Genomic DNA, 17,583 nt, shown 5'->3' with positions numbered 1-17,583 from the left:
AGGATTATCTTCTAGGTAAATATTTTAATGGATTGACCGATTTGCCGCGAAAACGCACCTCAAAATGAAGCATCACTCGGTCACTGCCACTATCACCCATTTCAGCGATAACCTGTCCAACCTTGACTTGTTGCTGTTCTTTAACCAGTAACTTGTCATTGTGGGCATAAGCACTCAAATAATCTTCATTGTGCTTAATAATAATTAAGTTGCCATAACCGCGCAGTGCGTTACCAACATAGACCACTTTACCTGCTGCTGCCGCTCTTATTTTGTCACCTCGACGTCCGGCAATATCAATCCCTTTGCTCCCCTGACGGGTACTTGAAAAGGTTTTTATCACCTTGCCTTTGAACGGCCATTGCCAGCGTTTAACTTTCTGTGAAAACTGGCCATTGGTACTGTTTGCTTTAGTGGTTGCAGCAACTTTTTTGTTTACTTTTTGCCCACTTACAGTCTTACCATACTCCTGCTTTTTTTTCTGTGCAACAGCTTTTTTTCGCTCTTTAGTAGAAGTCTTACCAGAGCTTTTATTCGACTTTTTAGTCCAGCCCTTACTGCGACTAGCTTTGCTTGATTTTTTCGTCAAGCGCAACTTTTGGCCGGGATAAATTCGAAACGGAGAGGAGATATTATTGAGCTTGGCAATGGTGCGAACATCAACGTCAGCCCGCCAAGCAATTGAGTATAAAGTCTCGCCTTTTTTGACGATATACTCGGTACCTTTGATACTAGTTTTTACGCGATCTTTGAGTGGTACACTCGCTTGGATATCGACAACGGGCGCAGGGGCTTGGCGGCTCGAACAAGCGCTCAGTGTTACTAGTAACACTAGCAACACAGTAATTCGACCTTGAAAAACCTGCCCAGTTAACATGCTAACTCATTAAAAAGATTAATAATACTTTGAAGAACTAAGTACTATCTTGATATAAATTAACGAGTGAGTAAATAGGCTAGAATAATTAAACCAACTAACAGCCAGCCCAATACATCTACCCATTTTCGCAATTTTTCTTCCATCGCAGCGCCGCCCCAATGAATAAGGCCAGCCACTAAAAAGAAGCGCATACCTCGGCCAATCGCCGACGCCAATAAAAATGGCAAAAATGCCATTTGTAAAAAGCCAGCGCTCACCGTAAACAATTTATAGGGAATGGGCGAAAAGCCAGCGAGAAAGACAACCCAAACACCCCATTCGCTAAACCAGGCCATCGCTTTGTCAAACCGAGCTTGATAGCCAAACTCAGTAATCAGCGGTTGAATCCAAGGTTCAAACATATAGTAGCCAAGGGCAAAACCAACGACTCCGCCAATCACCGAAGCGACAGTGGTTAACGTTGCCAAGTACCACGCGCGATCAGGCTTCGCCAGTACCATAGGGGCGAGCAAAACATCCGGTGGAATTGGAAAGAACACAGATTCAGCAAAGGTTAATAAGGCTAGCATTTTCGGCGCTAACTTGTGCTCAGCCCAGCGCAGTGTCCAATCGTATAAGGCGCTAAATATCTTCACAGCAAAGCTCCTGGAACAAGTGGTACAAAGCGAACAGCTTCTACCTGCTGTTCGTCGTAGTCATCACCACGACGAGTAATAATTTTTAGCACTTGCTGCTGCTCACCAACGGGAATCACCAAACGACCGCCATCAGCAAGCTGCTCAAGCAATGCTGGCGGCACTTCAGTAGGCGCAGCAGTGACAATAATCGCTTGAAACGGTGCTTTACTTTGCCAGCCTTTCCAGCCGTCACCGTGTTTCATTGAAACATTGTGTAAATCCATTGCTTGCAGTTTGCGCTTAGCTTGAAACTGCAATGACTTTATTCGCTCTACCGAAAACACTTTGGCAGTTAACTGCGCCAAAATAGAGGTTTGATAACCGGAACCAGTGCCGATTTCCAAAATGCTCTCTGGCGTGCCATTAGCCAATAACAACTCTGACATTTTTGCCACAATATAGGGCTGTGAAATAGTTTGCCCTTGGCCAATCGGCAAAGCCGTATTGTCGTATGCTTTATGGGCTAAAATTTCAGGAACGAATATGTGCCTAGGTGAACGGGCAATAGCTTGTAATACTTGTTGATTAGTAATGCCTTCCGCCGCTAACTTTTGCGCGAGCAACTCGCCACTGCGACCAGACTTACCGCCAATCCGGCTTCCTACGAGTGCATTCATATTGTTAAATCACTTATCCAAGATTTCATATTATCTATGCTGTTATACGCTGTCATATCAACGGTCAAAGGTGTAATCGAGGCATAGCCATCAGCAACGGCGTTAAAGTCAGTGCCCTCACCAGCGTCGAGCTCTTTGCCCAAAGAACCATACCAATAGATATCGCGCTGCCACGGATCTTTTACCTTTTGCATGGTCTCGGCTTTGTGACGATGACCAAGGCGGGTCACTTTAAGACCTTTGAGCTCAGACAACGGCAGGTCGGGAACATTGATATTGAGAATTTGGTCTGCGGCAATCGGATGAGATTGCAAGCGTTGAATGACCTTGGCGGTAACAACCGCTGCGGTTTCAAAGTGTTGACCTTGTTTGCTGACCAAGGAAACCGCAATCGCCGGCATCCCCATATGGCGACCTTCGGTGGCAGCGGCAACTGTACCAGAATACAAAACGTCATCACCTAAATTAGCCCCGTGATTAATGCCCGCAACCACCAAATCAGGCTGCTCAGTCATCAATTGACTAATGCCTAGATGAACCGAATCTGTGGGCGTGCCATTGACCGCAATAAAGCCATTTTCAAGGGTTTGCGCGCGCAGTGGATTCATCAAGGTCAGTGAGTTACTGGCACCACTGCAATTTCTGTCCGGCGCCACCAGTGTGACTTCTGCAATTTTGACTAATTCGTCAAATAACACTTTAATGCCGCGGGCATGAACACCGTCGTCATTGCTTAATAAGATTTTCATTTGTTCCCTTTTATCTTTATCTCACCGCCGCGTTTTTAGTTATTGTCGTAAGTAGCAGCGTTTGCAGTGTTAGATTATCGCAATTCTGAGTATTGTTTAACTTTATTATTGGCAAGCTGTCGCAAAGCCATCAAAGTGCGCTGTCATCAACTATCGACAATCACTATTCAGCTATTTGGTTGCGAACGGTTAAATCGCTATAGTTTAGCAATTCTCTAAGTACTGTGGTCGCGTAGCTGCCTGCCGCCAAGAAAAACGAAACAACAACAGTACTATTGTTTGATTCATGCTCGCATTTTACTTGTTGCGGTACTAACCTAATCCGTCGACGCTCTTGTTTTAGGCCAAACTTACCTAAACCTTTGGCAAAATCGACGTTTTCATCAGCAATTTTTTGCTCAAGTTCAGCGACCTGAGCCGTTGTCATCAACTCACCTGCGCCCCACATTGACGCGGTAATATCGAGATCAAATTGAGTGAGTCGCTCAGTTAAGCTTTGATCGACCTGATCAACGTGAAAAACCGACTGACTGCCGGCTAACATACAAACATCACCGGTTTGCAGTTTACTAAACAAACCTTGCTGAATGCGAGTTTCAACGATTTGATTAAACAGCTGAGAGCGCGCCGCCGATAAATAAATACTGCGTTTTTTGCGATCTTTTACCTTTTTGCCGGCAAACATCTGTTGCGCTCGAACAAGATTATTGCCATCGATACCAAAGCGCTGCTCGGCAAAGTAATTAGGAACACCCGTTTCGGCGATTTTAGCCAAACGTTGCTCAAGCTCGGCAGTATCGCTGACATTGCGCAAGGTCAGTTCAAAGCGATTGCCAACTAGGGCCCCTGTTCTCAATTTCTTGTTGTGGCGCTGATAACTTAATACTTCAACGCCCTCGATTGCCAAATCAGATAAATCGTAATCTTGCTTACCGGGAAGGTGAATGCCAAACCATTGTTCGGTGACCGCAAAACGGTCTTTTAAACCCGCGTAAGAAACTAGCGCTTCTTTAACACTAAAATACTTGGCCAACTGACGGGCAACATATACTGTGTTGGCACCTGTTTTCCTAATGTGAATAAATAAGTGCTCACCTTCGCCACAAGGCTCAAATGGCAATAATTCAAAAACTTTAAAATCAGCCATTTTGGTGCGTAAATCGCCACTAACGGTTGGCTGACCATGCAAATAAGGTAAATTCACAATCGCTCCTAACTCGTTGCACGCGGGGTTAATAACACCACGGCATGGGTTGAAATACCTTCTTTACGGCCAACATACCCGAGTTTTTCAGTGGTTGTTGCTTTGACATTAACGCAGTCGAGTTGGCATTGTAGATCTTCGGCTAAGCAGGTTCGCATGGCCAACAAATGAGGGGCTATTTTAGGTGCTTGAGCAACAATCGTGATATCGGCGTTGCCCAATTGGTAGCCTTTGTCGTGCATTAAACCAACGACGTGACGCAGCAGAATTCGGCTGTCGATATTTTCGTAATCGTCGTCAGTGTCGGGAAAGTGATTGCCGATATCGCCAAGCGCTAAAGCGCCGAGAATTGCATCGCAAAGGGCATGAATGGCAACGTCTCCGTCGGAATGTGCGATAAAACCATAATCATATGGCACTTTTACGCCAGCCAATACAATCGGCCCTTGGCCGCCAAATTTATGGACATCAAAGCCATGGCCTATTCGCATACTTGCTCCGCTTGTGTTTGTTCTGTTAATTGTTGAGTTAAAATAAACTCGGCCAGCGGCAAATCTGCCGGTCGAGTCACTTTGATATTGTCATTACTGCCTTCAACCAACTGACTGCTAAATCCAGCGAGCTCGATTGCCGAAGATTCATCAGTGAGTGCTAATTCTTGGCTTAAGCCACGTTCAATTGCATTAATCAACTGATCAGTAGGGTACATTTGCGGGGTTTGTGCTTGCCACAATACTGCGCGATCTAACGTTTTATCGACACAGCCATCACTCTTGGCTAACTTAATGGTGTCACTCGCTGGCACCGCTAACAAACCACCAACACCTTGTTGCAAGCAAGATTCAATTAATCGGCTAATATCGCTGTGTTTTACGCAGGGCCTTGCCCCATCGTGCACTAACACCCAGTGGCCATTGCTGTGTTCTTGCTGACTAAGCGCTTTTAAACCCGCCAATACCGAATCAACGCGCTCTTTACCACCAATAACCGTTTTAACACCGGGCAATTTATCTAATTGAGTATCGGCAAAGTATTGATCTTGGGCACCTAACGCAATGATCACTTGGTTGATGTTGGGATGGCTAAGTAAACGCTTCACCGTATGGCTGAGCAAGTAATCGCCGTTGAGTTTAAGGTATTGCTTTGGACAATTGGCCTGCATGCGTTTGCCAACGCCAGCGGCGGGAATAACCACAGTAAACTGTTGGTCAATTGGCGTATCAAGGCATTGTGCTCTGGTCAATTCAGTCATGTATCACCCAATCGAGGTGACAAAATATTTTGAAGTACATTAAATAATCATTCTACTGGCGCTTTTGCGTCCGAGACTCGTCAGTAATAATACGGAAAAATGTTTCGTTTTCTTTGATCATGCCAAGCTCATTGCGAGCTCGCTCCTCAACTGCTTCAACACCAGACTTTAGGTCATCAATGTCAGCATAGAGCAACTTATTGCGTTGTATCAGTTTGTTGTTGGCTTGTTCCTGCCTGGCGACTTCTTGTTTCAGGGCCATGTAATCAGGCACGCTGTTTTTACCGAACCAAAGTCGATATTGAAGCAACAACAAGAAGATCAGCAAAATGCCGGTAACAATGCGCATTAAACGTGCTTAGCTGGCCAAATAAATAGAAAACTACCGAGTATTATACTGATATCAGAACAAGATGCGAGGCGCTTTATGAGGAGATAAAATTGAGTGGTTTGCGAAAGTTCTGCCAATTAATCGCGCAAGAGAGTAACAACTCGCGCAAGCTCGGCAAAACCGGCTGCAGCTTATTTACTTTCTCGCCCTGACTTTGGCTTAATGCCGCATTAGTTGTTGGTTTAGATAAAAGCACCGAAGGCGTCCAACAGTGACCAGCACACGCCGCCATCATCGCCCGTTTAGTCGGCTTAAGCAATTGAACATCATCGGCAGTAGGGCTGACAACTCGCGCTTGGTCGAACCAACCATAGCGATTGCCGCGAAAGCGCTGGTTATCAATATCAATCCTATCGATTGACTCCAACACAATATGATCGGACAAAGCGACTGGCACCACTAGCCCAGTAGAGAAGTTAAAGCTTTGATACCATTGCCAAACTTGCTCAGGTGTTTGACCCGACAACGGCATTTTGTTGGCTTGTTTGGTTGACCAAGTGGCATTTTGAATATCGAGTTCAAGGGGAGACTGCACTCGGGTCATTAAATCAGCGGTGCGATTAATATAATAAGGCAGGCTTTTTAGTCGGTGCTGTAAGCTGACGACCGAGTTTGATTCAATTTGGGCAAGCGCACTGATTTCACGCTCATAAAGGGCGTGACATAGTTCGGCATACTCAGGGGTTTGCTGCTGTATTTGCCACAGCGACGCTTGACTCATAAATCGGTTAACAAAACAACTAATATCAGCTATTTGTTAAGCATACTCGATCTTTGCTACAAATTATAGCGCCAGCTATTATTGCCCCTTCGCCAATGTCTGCATTCAGCCCCAAAAACAAAAAGAGCGCTAGATATAGCGCTCTTTCTATTATTCACGGTTAACTGAGTAAAGGATTACTGACCTTTAACTTCACTTAAACCGTTAAATACGGCTTTGTCACCTAAGAACTCTTCGATGCGCAATAATTGGTTGTACTTGGCAACGCGGTCTGAACGACATAGTGAACCCGTTTTGATTTGGCCAGCGGCAGTACCAACAGCTAAGTCAGCAATCGTGGCGTCTTCTGTTTCACCACTGCGGTGTGAAATAACCGCGGTAAAACCAGCGTCTTTCGCCATTTTAATTGCCGCTAAGGTCTCAGTTAATGAACCAATTTGGTTAAATTTGATCAAAATTGAGTTACCGATACCTTGCTCGATACCACGAGTTAAAATCTTAGTATTAGTCACGAATAAATCATCGCCAACTAACTGAACTTTATCACCGATTTTGTCAGTAAGTACTTTCCAGCCGTCCCAATCGCTCTCGTCTAAACCATCTTCGATAGAAACAATTGGGTAACGCGCGCTAAGCTCAGCTAAATAGTCAGCAAAACCTTCTGAGTCAAACTGTTTGCCTTCGCCCGCTAAGTCGTAAACGCCGTTTTTGTAGAACTCTGATGAAGCACAGTCTAGCGCTAACGTAACGTCTTTATTCATTTCATAACCAGCGTTAGCAACAGCTGTTTCAATCACTTTTAAAGCATCTTCGTTCGACGCTAAGTTTGGCGCAAAACCACCTTCATCACCTACCGCGGTGTTTAAACCTTGGCTTGAAAGCTCTTTCTTAAGCTGGTGGAAAATTTCAGCGCCCATGCGTAATGCTTCACTAAAGCTGCTGGCGCCAACTGGCTGAACCATGAATTCTTGAATATCAACGTTGTTGTCGGCGTGCTCACCACCGTTTAAGATATTCATCATTGGCAGTGGTAATGAGTACTGACCAGACGTGCCGTTTAAGTCGGCAATGTGCTCAAATAATTGCACGCCCTTGGCCATTGCCGCTGCTTTTGCGTTAGCAAGTGATACTGCAAGAATCGCGTTAGCACCAAATTTTTCTTTGTTTTCTGTGCCGTCTAAATCAATCATGATTTGATCGATATCAGCTTGTGCTAGTGCATCTTTGCCAATTAATGCTGGCGCGATTTGCTCATTCACTGCGGCAACGGCTTTTAATACACCTTTACCTAAGTAACGTGCTTTATCACCGTCACGCAATTCTAAGGCTTCGCGTGAACCTGTTGAGGCACCAGATGGTGCACAAGCGCGACCCCACGCACCAGACGCCAAAAATACGTCTGCTTCAACTGTCGGATTACCGCGTGAGTCCATAACTTCACGGGCAATAATTTTACTAATAGTCGACATTAATCTTCCTCTACACTCTTTAGATTCGTTAATTCAATTGATATTAAAAACAAAAAACCGCAGCACGGGCCACGGTTTTAAAAATACTAGTTAGTTTGTTGCTTGCTGTTCTCAAACGCTGCCGCGACAAAGCCTTGAAACAACGGATGACCATCGCGAGGAGTCGAATTAAACTCAGGATGGAACTGGCCTGCAATAAACCATGGGTGATCTGGATTTTCAATCACCTCGACTAATTTTTTATCCGAGGATAAACCAGAGAATACTAAGCCAGCATGGCTAAGTTGCTCTCGATAGTTATTATTTACCTCATAACGGTGACGGTGTCTTTCATAAATGGTTTCACTGCCATATACGTCACAGGTTTTGGTGCCTTTCACTAAGTGACACAACTGAGATCCTAAGCGCATGGTGCCGCCTAAATCCGAGTCTTCATTGCGCAGCTCAACTTGACCGTCTTCGTCTAGCCATTCGTTGATCAAACCAACTACAGGATGCGGTGTTTCGGCGTTGAATTCTGTACTATGGGCATCAGTTAAGCCAGCGACGTTACGGGCATATTCAATTAACGCTACTTGCATCCCTAAACAAATCCCTAAATAAGGCATTTTGTTTTCACGGGCGTACTTAGCAGCAAATATTTTCCCTTCTACGCCACGCTCGCCAAAGCCACCGGGAACAAGGATCGCATCAAGGTCTTGAAGCATTTCTTCGCCTTTAGCTTCAACTGCTTGTGAGTCAACGTATTTAATATTAACGCTAACTTGGTTTTTCAAGCCCGCGTGTTTTAACGCTTCATTCACTGATTTATAGGCATCTGGTAGTTCGATGTATTTACCCACCATACCAATAGTCACTTCGCCTACTGAGTTCGCTTCTTGGAATAAAACTTGTTCCCACTCAGATAAGTCAGCTTCGGGTGCATCTAAACCAAAGCGTTTAGCAACGATATCATCGGCACCTTGTGCTTTTAACAGGGCAGGAATCTTGTAAATACTGTCAACGTCGCGCATTGAGATAACCGCTCTGTCTTCAACATTACAGAACAAGGCGATTTTAGCACGCTCATTTGCAGGAATAGTGCCTTCAGAACGACATACTAAGATATCTGGGAAAATACCAATTGAGCGCAACTCTTTTACTGAGTGCTGAGTTGGTTTAGTTTTGATTTCGCCTGATGCAGCTAAGTAAGGCACTAAGGTTAAGTGCATAAACATAGCGCGTTCACGGCCAAGCTCTGTGCCGAGCTGACGAATAGCTTCAAGGAAAGGTTGTGATTCAATATCACCGACAGTACCGCCGACTTCGACCATTGCGATGTCATAGCCTTCAGCACCTTCAATGACACGACGTTTAATATCGTTAGTAATATGTGGGATAACCTGAATAGTTGCACCTAAGAATTCACCTTTGCGCTCGCGAGCGAGAATGTCTTGGTAAATACGACCAGTAGTAAAATTGTTGCGCTTGGTCATTTTGGTGCGAATAAAACGCTCATAGTGACCTAAATCAAGATCGGTTTCTGCACCGTCTTCAGTAACAAATACTTCACCGTGTTGGATTGGGCTCATGGTGCCTGGGTCAACATTAATATAAGGATCAAGCTTAAGCATGGTGACTTTTAAGCCACGCGCTTCAAGAATCGCTGCAAGTGAAGCGGCAGCAATACCTTTACCTAAAGATGAAACCACACCGCCTGTGACAAAAATATATCTTGTAGTCATGTAAAACCCAGAAGTTAGGAAGTTGAGAATTTTTTGGCTACTTTATTGACTAAACCAATACCTAACCAGAGACAAAAATATGACCTGATGGTTAAGTATAGAGTTAAGTGGCTGAGTAGCAAGACGGGGCGATATTATACTCAATTGAGTGACCAACAACAATAGGGCGTGTTGATGTTTCAGGATTGTTTTTGCAGCCGTCTGTTTGGTTTTTATACAAGGCGGAGCATGTGTCGTGTAGTTGCCCTACATAAACCTTGCGACAACGCTGTAGAAATACCAAACAGGTGCTGCCCTGTGGGTTCACCTAAACGCTTCCTGATCATTGTTGCTCGGTTTTTACATAGAATAACTATGCTGCAGCCCGAGCGCCGCGTTCAGAAAGCGTTTAGGTAGAACAAAATTCAATCTCGAAAGATCAACACGCCCTAATAACTTGAGTAAAAATATGGTGATTTAGCGTCTGCTTAGGTAATTATTAACAATCGCGATTTCGGTTATCGAAAACCAACGATTGTAATCTCTGCTGGTTTCACTAATATTGGATTTTCGCTCTTGCTAATCAAATCAGTTATTTAGGTATTACAATGAAAGCTTCACGCCTCAATTTAACCCTCGCAAAAATAGACTGCGTTAACCAAGCAGACCCCAACACAGTAGAGATTGACCAAAAACCAGTCGCCAAAGAACTTATTTACGGTCAGCAAATGTCCGCTTGTTTAAACCAACACTGGCCAGATGCCGATGAATACTTACAAATAGCCGTGAGAGCCCAACATATTAAGCGCTGGCATATCAAACGCTCTGAATATCCGGAAGGCAAAGCCGGGTACCTCAAGTGGCGCAAAGCACTTGGTACCTTTCACGCGGATTTGACCAAAGAATTAATGCTAGACAACGGTTACAGTGAAAGTGATGGCGAAACCACCGCGCAAATTATTCGCAAAGAAAAGCTCAAAACTAACGCCAACAGCCAAGCACTTGAAGACGTTGCTTGTTTAGTGTTCTTACAACATTACTTTGCGCCATTTGCCGAGAAACACAGCGAAGAAAAAATTATTAGTATTTTACAAAAAACGTGGAAAAAGATGTCGACTAAAGCGCAAGATATTGCCTTGTCTGTCACCTTCCCTGAGCACTTAGCGCGATTGATAAAATTAGCCTTGAGTTAACCGTTGGTCTCACAAGAAAAGCTGAATTTACAAAAGAAAAAGCGGTGAAGTCATCATGACTATCACCGCTAATATTATTTAGTTTCAAGGGTCAACAATTACAGCTTTTGCAAATAGTTGATAATGTCGTTTGATTCATACAACCAAGTCACACTCTGATCTTGGTTCTCAATGCGCAAGCACGGTACCGTGCGCTTACCACCCTGCTCAACAAGCTCATTTAAATTGGCTTGCTCTTTAATGTTACGCAACTCAATATTCAACCCACCTGCTTTAATTGCACGTCGTACTTTTACACAAAATGGGCAAGCGGTAAGCTGATACAAACTCAAATTACCTGTTTTAGCGTCCAATGCTGTTTGCTGATCTGCAGTTAGTTTTGGCTTTTTCGGTGATGTTAAAAAATCAACCAATAAAATAATGCGGCCAAGCAACCAACGAATAACAAACATACTACTACCTCGATTGTTAACCTGTTTTCTCAACTAGAACCCAGGTTAGTTAATAAAAAATCATAGCGAATAAAAATCGCGTCATTGTAGCACAATCCAACCGGCAAATAAGATCTGCCTTTATAACCGCTGTTAATATCTGATTACAGTTTTTACCTTATTGAATAACCTTAGCTTTTATATACTGCCTAACAGTTTTCTCGACATATATATTTTCATGCTCAGTTTATCTAACCTCAGTAAAAGCTACCAACATCAGCTGTTGTTCAACCAACTTAATATTGACTTTGGCAATTCAAAATACTGTATTAGAGGCGTCAACGGCAGTGGTAAAACAACCCTGTTAATGCTCGCTGGTGGTCTTGAACCAGCAGACCAAGGCACAGTCACCATTGACAATATTGATATTCGAGCAGCCAACGCGAAACGCTTAATTGGGGTTTGCTCTGATAAAATTCAGTTGCCAAGCTTTTTAACCAGTCAACAACTGCTTGAATTTCACCTAGAGCAGCATCAATGCCAATGGCCACAGCAAATGATTGAGCAGCTTAGCTTTGGCCAGCAGTTAGCCACTGGCGTTGCCAAGTTGTCGCTGGGCAGCTATAAAAAGCTCGGCTTATTGTTAGCCCTTAGTCATCAGCCAAAATATTTATTGCTCGACGAACCAACCACAGGCTTAGACCAAGCCAGCAGAGATTGGTTAATTAGCTACTTAGATTCAAGCCAGCAAACGCTTGTACTTGCTTCTCATGAAGCTTGTTTTACCGAGCATAAAGACTATCAACAACTCGATATTGCGAATTTAAAATCCAGTAATGAGTAATGCAAAGTTGAACTATTTTACCCTGCGCTACCGCATCTATCGCGATACCCTCAAACAGTTCTTACAAAGCTTAATGCAACTGCTTGGCTTTTTGTATTTAGTGTTATACATGGCACTGCCTGTTGCCGCTTTTAGCGCGCTGTTAGCAATTAATACCATCGCAGACCTAAATACCGAACTGGCCACTAGGGTATTTTATCAATCAGTTTATTTGGCCTTACTCTATGGCTGGCTTAGATTACAACGTCCGGCTATTTTGGCGACTCGCTATCAGCATTTTTTAAATACTTTACCAATTAGCCATTGGCGAAAAAACCTGACCAGCACGGTACTACTGATAGTTGGCGGAAACCTGGTCTTGCTGACACCATTAGTTATCTGCTTTTATTTACCCGATTGGCAAACCTTTCTAAAATCGATTCACTTTCCACTGTTTGCCGTGCAGGCAGTTGTTGTTGGTATATTGGCAACTTTTCAAAAGCGCATCGCTTGGTTTAGCTTAGCGGCAATTCCGGTAATACTCGGATTAATATCAACGACTATCGGGCACAGTTATTTATGGTCTACCGTGCTGACTATCGTTTGGTTACTATTGAGTATCATTGAAGTTGTCAAACCAATAACCGTAAGACTCGACGCTCAGTTTGGACAATTTAAGTATTACCCACTTATGCGTTTACACGCGATAAAGCTGAAAATTGGTCACGAACTGTTGAGGTTAGCAATTGTTACCATTGTATTGATGATGACTTGGTATGGACAAATTCAGCTTTCAGCAACTGTTGGACTAGCCGTGCAGTGTATTATTAACTTGATACTAGCGCTCGTTATTGCCAGTTATCAATTTGATAGCAAAGCATTTTACCTTGGCCATCAACACTACCTAAACAGTTTGATATTGAGTACAAAAAGCCAGAAACTACTCGATGCAATTGTGCCCTTGTTGTTTTCAGTACTGATCAGCCTAACATTGATTATCTGGCTCAATTTTAACATCGCTAGTTTAGCAATAATCCCGCTTTTGACTGCACTATCAATGTGGTCAGTAATGCGCTTGGGCTATCAATTTTTTCTACCTGGATGTGCCGTTATCGCGCCTATTATCTTGCTTGTTTAACACTATTGAACACGACAAGTTTAACAATAGGCGCGAGCATGCGTTGCTTATCTATAAAACAAAAATATAAGAAATTTTTGAGCCTCAATTACCACATCAGATCGTCAGGGATTTGATAATCCGCGTACGGATCATCTTCTTCAACGGCTTCTTGCTGTGCTTGTTTTTCATGTTTAACTAACACTACCTCAGGCGCAAGTTCTGCTAACTTGGCTGCGGTCTCACTAGTAACAATATAGGTAACATCGTCCAAGCCACACAATGCTAAACGGCCATTGACCAGAGCTTGTTGGGTTTGATCGTCGAGAAAGATCTTTTTCACTTTACCAGCAAAGTCGTAGTTGTAGGCAAGCTCACCGTTTTCAACAACGATTTGGTGATGCTGGAGAATTTGTAGAATGCGTTGGTGCTGCTCTTTCTCGGCTAACGCGGCTTTTTTCTCAGCATTAAGCGCAGTATCTTTGGCTTGTTTTTCAGCTTGCGCTTTGGCTAAGTCCTGTTGAACTTGTTCTTGTAGGCTTGCTTCTACTTTTGCGCCACTCTTTTTTTGTTTTTGCTTGCGACGCTTGTCAGTATTGGCTTGACGAGCTTTTTGTTTGGTCGTTAAGCCCGCTTTTAATAATTGCTCTTGCAATGATGACATTTTAAAAACCCAATAATAATAATTTAACCCCGCTATTTTAGCGCGAGTTACTAGTTTTTCACTAACTGCTTTTGATTAAATACAGCAGAAATTTTAAACGGCTAAACCTAAAGAGCCAGCAATAACTACTGGCTCTGGTTTCTAGGATACAATTAAATAATATCGTATTGTTTCAGCGGTAACTCGCGATAGCGTTTACCTGTTGCCGCAAAAATCGCGTTAGTTAGCGCGGGAACGATTGGCGGCACACCCGGCTCACCAACACCGCCTGGAGGCGCATCACTGTCGACAATATCTACGGTTGTCTCTGGTACTTCACCAATTCTCGCCATTTGGTAGGTGTCAAAGTTACCCTGTTCAATAACCCCATTTTTCGCGGTCAATTCGCCATAGTAAGCGAGTGAAATAGCAAAAACTGCCGCACCTTCCATTTGCGACTTAATGCGTTCAGGGTTTACGGCTGTACCGCAATCAACACTTAACCAAACGTGTTCCAGTTTAATTTTACCTTGAGGATTAACCGACACTTCCACCACCGAGGCAACATAACTGACGAAACTTCGATGAACCGCTATGCCCAAACCGTGATTTTTCGGACGAGGCTTAGACCAATTTGCTAACTCAGCAACTCGGTTAACAACATTTTTAAGGCGCGCAGTATCAATCGGATAAACATCGGTAGACTCGCCATAATTGCCGTACTCAGTTTGCTCTTTGGTTAAGTCGATTAACCTGTCATCACCCAGCAATGACAATAAATTTTGCACCGGATCTAAATCACGGGCGTGGGCGAGTTCGTCAGCAAATGAGCAAACCGCAAAGGCTTGGTTAATATTGGTTACCGACCGCAGCCAACCAATACGGGTATGTGCTGGCGCTTTGCCGGCTGCGCAGCTAACATTGGCTACTTGATAAGGCATATCAACCAGCCCTAAGCCAGACTCAGAGCCAATTAAATCGGCGCCCTTACTAAAGGTAGAGCCAATTGGCGGCAAGGCAACATTGTGTTGCCAAGCGGTCAGAGTTTTGTTTTTTAGCCCTGCCCGCAATTTTTGATAGCTGACCGCGTGGTAGTAGCCCTGCTGAACTTCGTCTTCACGACTCCACTCAACTTTTATTGGCATCATGAGCGTTTTCGCTAAATAGGCAGCTTCAACAATAAAGTCAGGTTTTGACTTGCGACCAAAACCACCGCCGAGCAGGGTAACGTTAACATTCACTTTTTCAGGCTCAACTTGCATAAACTGAGCAACAGTATTTTGCGCCGATTGCGGCGTTTGCGTACAAGCCCAAATATCAAACTGACCATCGTGGTAATGCGCTGTTGCCGCTGGTGGCTCCATTGGTGCGTGAATTAATTCTGGCACGTAATATTCAGCGCTTAACACTTGGTCAGCGTCTGCTAAGGCTTTGGTAACGTCACCTTTTTGTCGCAAGACTTTCGCCGGGTTATCACAGCTATTATTTAACGCAGCCTTGTAGCTATCACTATTGTAGGTTTGATGATCTTGATTGACTTGCCAGTCTATTTTCAGCGCTTTTCGCCCTTGTAGTGCTGCCCATGTATTGGTCGCAATAACGGCAATGCCCCCCAAGGGTTTAAACAGCACAGGCTCTTCAACATCAGGCATTTTTACAACGGCAATAACACCTGGCACTTTTTTAGCGGCGCTATCGTCATAGCTTTTAATTTTACTGGCCAATACTGGTGGTCTTGCGATTACTGCAATTTTCATCTCAGGTAATTGAACGTCGTAACCGTAAACCGCTTTGCCGGTGGCAATATCATGACCGTCAACCAAGGCGACGTTTTCTTTACCAATAAAGTTAAAGTCTTGCTTGGCTTTAAAGACAATCTTGTCTTTTTCCGGTAATGGCAATTGCTGGGCAGCAGCGACTAAATCGCCAAATGTAAGCTGACGGGCGCCCGCTTTATCAACAACATGACCACTTTGCGCCTGACATTGGGCGACAGGCACCTGCCAAATATTAGCGGCAGCTTGTTCCAACATCATCCGAGCCGACGCGCCTGCTTCTCTCAATGGCTGATAAAAACGTCGAATAGAGCGCGAACCATCTGTGTTTTGGCTACCGTATTTTTTATCACCTAAGCCTTGAATCACCTTAACTTGTTGCCAATCTGCTTCGAGCTCATCAGCCAAGATCATCGGGATACTGGTGCGAATGCCCTGGCCCATTTCTGAGCGATGAACAATGACTGATACGGTATTGTCTTGTGCTATTTGCAAATAAACACTTGGTTCAAAAACGGCATTATCTGAACTTGCCGCAAGTGCTTTTGGCATTAAACTTAAGCCTGGCAATTGCACGCCAATAACTAGTGCTGTTGAGCTGATACCGAGATTTTTTAAAAAGCGACGACGGCTAACATTTTCAATTTGACCAGACATGGGCTACTCCTTTAACTCAACCGCTAAGTGAATCGCTTGCTTGATTCGCTGATAGGTACCACAACGGCAAATGTTGCCGCTCATGGCTCGCTCAATATCGTCATCACTCGGCTTTTTGTTATTTTCAAGTAATGCTGCTGCCGACATCATTTGACCAGCTTGGCAATAGCCACATTGAGGTACATTGAGTTGCTGCCAAGCCTGCTGAACTGCGTGTTCGCCATTTTCAGACAAGCCTTCAATGGTGGTGATTTCGCCATCACCAACAGCGGAAACAGGTAACGAACAAGAACGCACGGGTTGGCTGTTTAAATGAACGGTACAGGCACCGCACAAACCTTTGCCACAGCCGTATTTAGTACCGGTATATTTCAAGACATCTCTAAGTGCCCAAAGCAAAGGCATACTGCCATCATCATCAAACTGATGCGCCTTGCCATTAATCATCAAGGTAATCATGTTGTTCCCCCCAGAACGGTTTGCATTCTTGTTATTTATCGCCTTCGCATATTTAATATTCAGTACAAATAAGTTATTAACTATCGCTTGCCCGTAGCACTTGCAACTGCTCGGCCGTATCTAAATCGGTGAAGGCTTGTGGTATTGGATAATCGAATACTTGTTCAGAATAGCGTTTAATCAATGATTTAGCACCATCTGACGCGTTAAACTGAGACAATTCATCGATAAATTGCTCGGAAAATATCACCGGTGGTCCGGTGACGAGCTTTTCTTGCTGCATACTAGCGATACAAATGTTGCTAGGTTTAACATAAGCACAAGCGTGCCAATGTTTAACAAAGTGTCTTAAATGTTGATCGGTCAACTGCCATTGGTCGACCAAAAGTAGCAATATCCCGCGATATGTTCGGTCAAAGTGCGCAGCACCAAATGCAATTGAGCTGCCAAGCCCAGTTGCCCAGTTCTGGTTTTCAATCAACTCAATTGCCGCTAACTCATGGTCTAGAAGTTCAGCTTCTAACGTTCTACGGCATAAATCGGCATTTGCACCTAGCACAATAGTCACGTATTGACATTGTTTTAATAGCAAGCGAGTCTGCCGAGTAATTAAGCTTAGCCCTTGGTAAATCACGATTTGTTTGGGTTGACCAAGCCGAGTTGAAGCTCCCGCTGCCAGTAATAGACCTTGTAGGCCCGAGTGTTTCATTTCAAAGATTACCGCGCCGTTAAAAGCGTCATCTCAACATAGATAAATTCAAGATGCAAAAAAGCCAGCAATGAATACTGGCTTTTATCAATTAACCAAATGAGTGATTTTTA

Annotated in this window: 19 protein-coding genes; 3 read left to right on the top strand and 16 right to left on the bottom strand. The window is 43.9% G+C overall.

Features of this window, described 5'->3' with window-relative positions:
- Positions 1–4 precede the first annotated feature (4 nt).
- The 11 genes from J7384_RS07640 to J7384_RS07590 form a co-directional block, all read right to left on the bottom strand.
- Positions 5–877: a peptidoglycan DD-metalloendopeptidase family protein gene (locus J7384_RS07640; RefSeq protein ID WP_209112680.1), complete on the bottom strand. Its 873-nt coding sequence runs from the start codon at positions 875–877 to the stop codon at positions 5–7.
- 59 nt (positions 878–936) lie between these two features.
- Complete coding sequence (locus tag J7384_RS07635) at positions 937–1,515, bottom strand: YqaA family protein (RefSeq protein ID WP_209112678.1); 579 nt, start codon at positions 1,513–1,515, stop codon at positions 937–939.
- The gene (locus J7384_RS07630) at positions 1,512–2,174 is read right to left on the bottom strand and encodes a protein-L-isoaspartate(D-aspartate) O-methyltransferase (RefSeq protein ID WP_209112677.1); all 663 of its coding nucleotides are present in this window, start codon (positions 2,172–2,174) and stop codon (positions 1,512–1,514) included. Before J7384_RS07630 ends, J7384_RS07635 begins: the two co-directional genes overlap by 4 nt.
- Positions 2,171–2,923 carry a 5'/3'-nucleotidase SurE gene (gene surE / locus J7384_RS07625; RefSeq protein ID WP_209112675.1) on the bottom strand — a complete coding sequence of 251 codons (753 nt, stop codon included), beginning with the start codon at positions 2,921–2,923 and terminating at the stop codon, positions 2,171–2,173. The genes J7384_RS07630 and surE overlap by 4 nt, the downstream gene beginning before the upstream one ends.
- Before the next feature lie 163 nt (positions 2,924–3,086).
- Positions 3,087–4,127 (bottom strand): tRNA pseudouridine(13) synthase TruD, encoded by a 1,041-nt coding sequence (gene truD / locus J7384_RS07620; protein ID WP_209112674.1) that lies wholly within the window; start codon positions 4,125–4,127, stop codon positions 3,087–3,089.
- An 8-nt stretch (positions 4,128–4,135) separates the two neighbouring features.
- A complete protein-coding gene (gene ispF / locus J7384_RS07615; protein WP_209112672.1) occupies positions 4,136–4,618 on the bottom strand; it encodes a 2-C-methyl-D-erythritol 2,4-cyclodiphosphate synthase in 483 nt (160 codons plus the stop codon).
- Positions 4,609–5,379 carry a 2-C-methyl-D-erythritol 4-phosphate cytidylyltransferase gene (ispD, locus tag J7384_RS07610; protein ID WP_209112670.1) on the bottom strand — a complete coding sequence of 257 codons (771 nt, stop codon included), beginning with the start codon at positions 5,377–5,379 and terminating at the stop codon, positions 4,609–4,611. Before ispD ends, ispF begins: the two co-directional genes overlap by 10 nt.
- A gap of 52 nt (positions 5,380–5,431) precedes the next feature.
- A complete protein-coding gene (ftsB, locus tag J7384_RS07605; RefSeq protein WP_209112668.1) occupies positions 5,432–5,728 on the bottom strand; it encodes a cell division protein FtsB in 297 nt (98 codons plus the stop codon).
- A gap of 76 nt (positions 5,729–5,804) precedes the next feature.
- Complete coding sequence (locus J7384_RS07600) at positions 5,805–6,491, bottom strand: hypothetical protein (protein ID WP_209112666.1); 687 nt, start codon at positions 6,489–6,491, stop codon at positions 5,805–5,807.
- 176 nt (positions 6,492–6,667) lie between these two features.
- A complete protein-coding gene (eno, locus tag J7384_RS07595; RefSeq protein WP_209112665.1) occupies positions 6,668–7,960 on the bottom strand; it encodes a phosphopyruvate hydratase in 1,293 nt (430 codons plus the stop codon).
- 86 nt (positions 7,961–8,046) lie between these two features.
- Complete coding sequence (locus tag J7384_RS07590; RefSeq protein WP_209112663.1) at positions 8,047–9,684, bottom strand: CTP synthase; 1,638 nt, start codon at positions 9,682–9,684, stop codon at positions 8,047–8,049.
- 587 nt (positions 9,685–10,271) lie between these two features.
- On the opposite strand from J7384_RS07590, the gene J7384_RS07585 reads away from it, so the two are divergent.
- Positions 10,272–10,856 (top strand): DUF4202 domain-containing protein, encoded by a 585-nt coding sequence (locus J7384_RS07585; RefSeq protein ID WP_209112661.1) that lies wholly within the window; start codon positions 10,272–10,274, stop codon positions 10,854–10,856.
- Positions 10,857–10,954: 98 nt separating this feature from the next.
- Here J7384_RS07585 and J7384_RS07580 read toward each other — a convergent pair whose 3' ends face one another.
- Complete coding sequence (locus J7384_RS07580; protein WP_209112660.1) at positions 10,955–11,308, bottom strand: glutathione S-transferase N-terminal domain-containing protein; 354 nt, start codon at positions 11,306–11,308, stop codon at positions 10,955–10,957.
- A 217-nt stretch (positions 11,309–11,525) separates the two neighbouring features.
- Between J7384_RS07580 and J7384_RS07575 the strand changes: the two genes are divergently transcribed.
- Both J7384_RS07575 and J7384_RS07570 read left to right on the top strand, forming a co-directional pair.
- Positions 11,526–12,131, top strand: coding sequence for an ATP-binding cassette domain-containing protein (locus tag J7384_RS07575; protein WP_209112658.1), 606 nt, complete (start codon positions 11,526–11,528; stop codon positions 12,129–12,131).
- Entirely contained in the window at positions 12,124–13,248 is a 1,125-nt protein-coding gene (locus tag J7384_RS07570; RefSeq protein ID WP_209112656.1) for a DUF6136 family protein, read from the top strand. Before J7384_RS07575 ends, J7384_RS07570 begins: the two co-directional genes overlap by 8 nt.
- 88 nt (positions 13,249–13,336) lie before the next feature.
- Here J7384_RS07570 and J7384_RS07565 read toward each other — a convergent pair whose 3' ends face one another.
- The 4 genes from J7384_RS07565 to J7384_RS07550 form a co-directional block, all read right to left on the bottom strand.
- Positions 13,337–13,891, bottom strand: a complete 555-nt coding sequence (locus J7384_RS07565) for a DUF2058 domain-containing protein (RefSeq protein ID WP_209112654.1) — start codon at positions 13,889–13,891, stop codon at positions 13,337–13,339.
- Positions 13,892–14,043: 152 nt separating this feature from the next.
- On the bottom strand, positions 14,044–16,302 hold the full coding sequence (locus J7384_RS07560) for a molybdopterin cofactor-binding domain-containing protein (protein WP_209112652.1): 2,259 nt from the start codon (positions 16,300–16,302) through the stop codon (positions 14,044–14,046).
- Positions 16,303–16,305: 3 nt separating this feature from the next.
- On the bottom strand, positions 16,306–16,761 hold the full coding sequence (locus tag J7384_RS07555; protein ID WP_209112650.1) for a (2Fe-2S)-binding protein: 456 nt from the start codon (positions 16,759–16,761) through the stop codon (positions 16,306–16,308).
- A gap of 76 nt (positions 16,762–16,837) precedes the next feature.
- Entirely contained in the window at positions 16,838–17,470 is a 633-nt protein-coding gene (locus J7384_RS07550; RefSeq protein ID WP_209112648.1) for a nucleotidyltransferase family protein, read from the bottom strand.
- Positions 17,471–17,583: the final 113 nt, after the last annotated feature.

Source organism: Endozoicomonas sp. G2_1 (assembly GCF_017744155.1).
Classification (GTDB): Bacteria; Pseudomonadota; Gammaproteobacteria; order Enterobacterales; family Alteromonadaceae; genus JAGHQT01.
The sequence above is the reverse complement of the archived record's forward strand: the minus strand, read 5'-3'. Positions and strand labels throughout refer to the sequence as shown.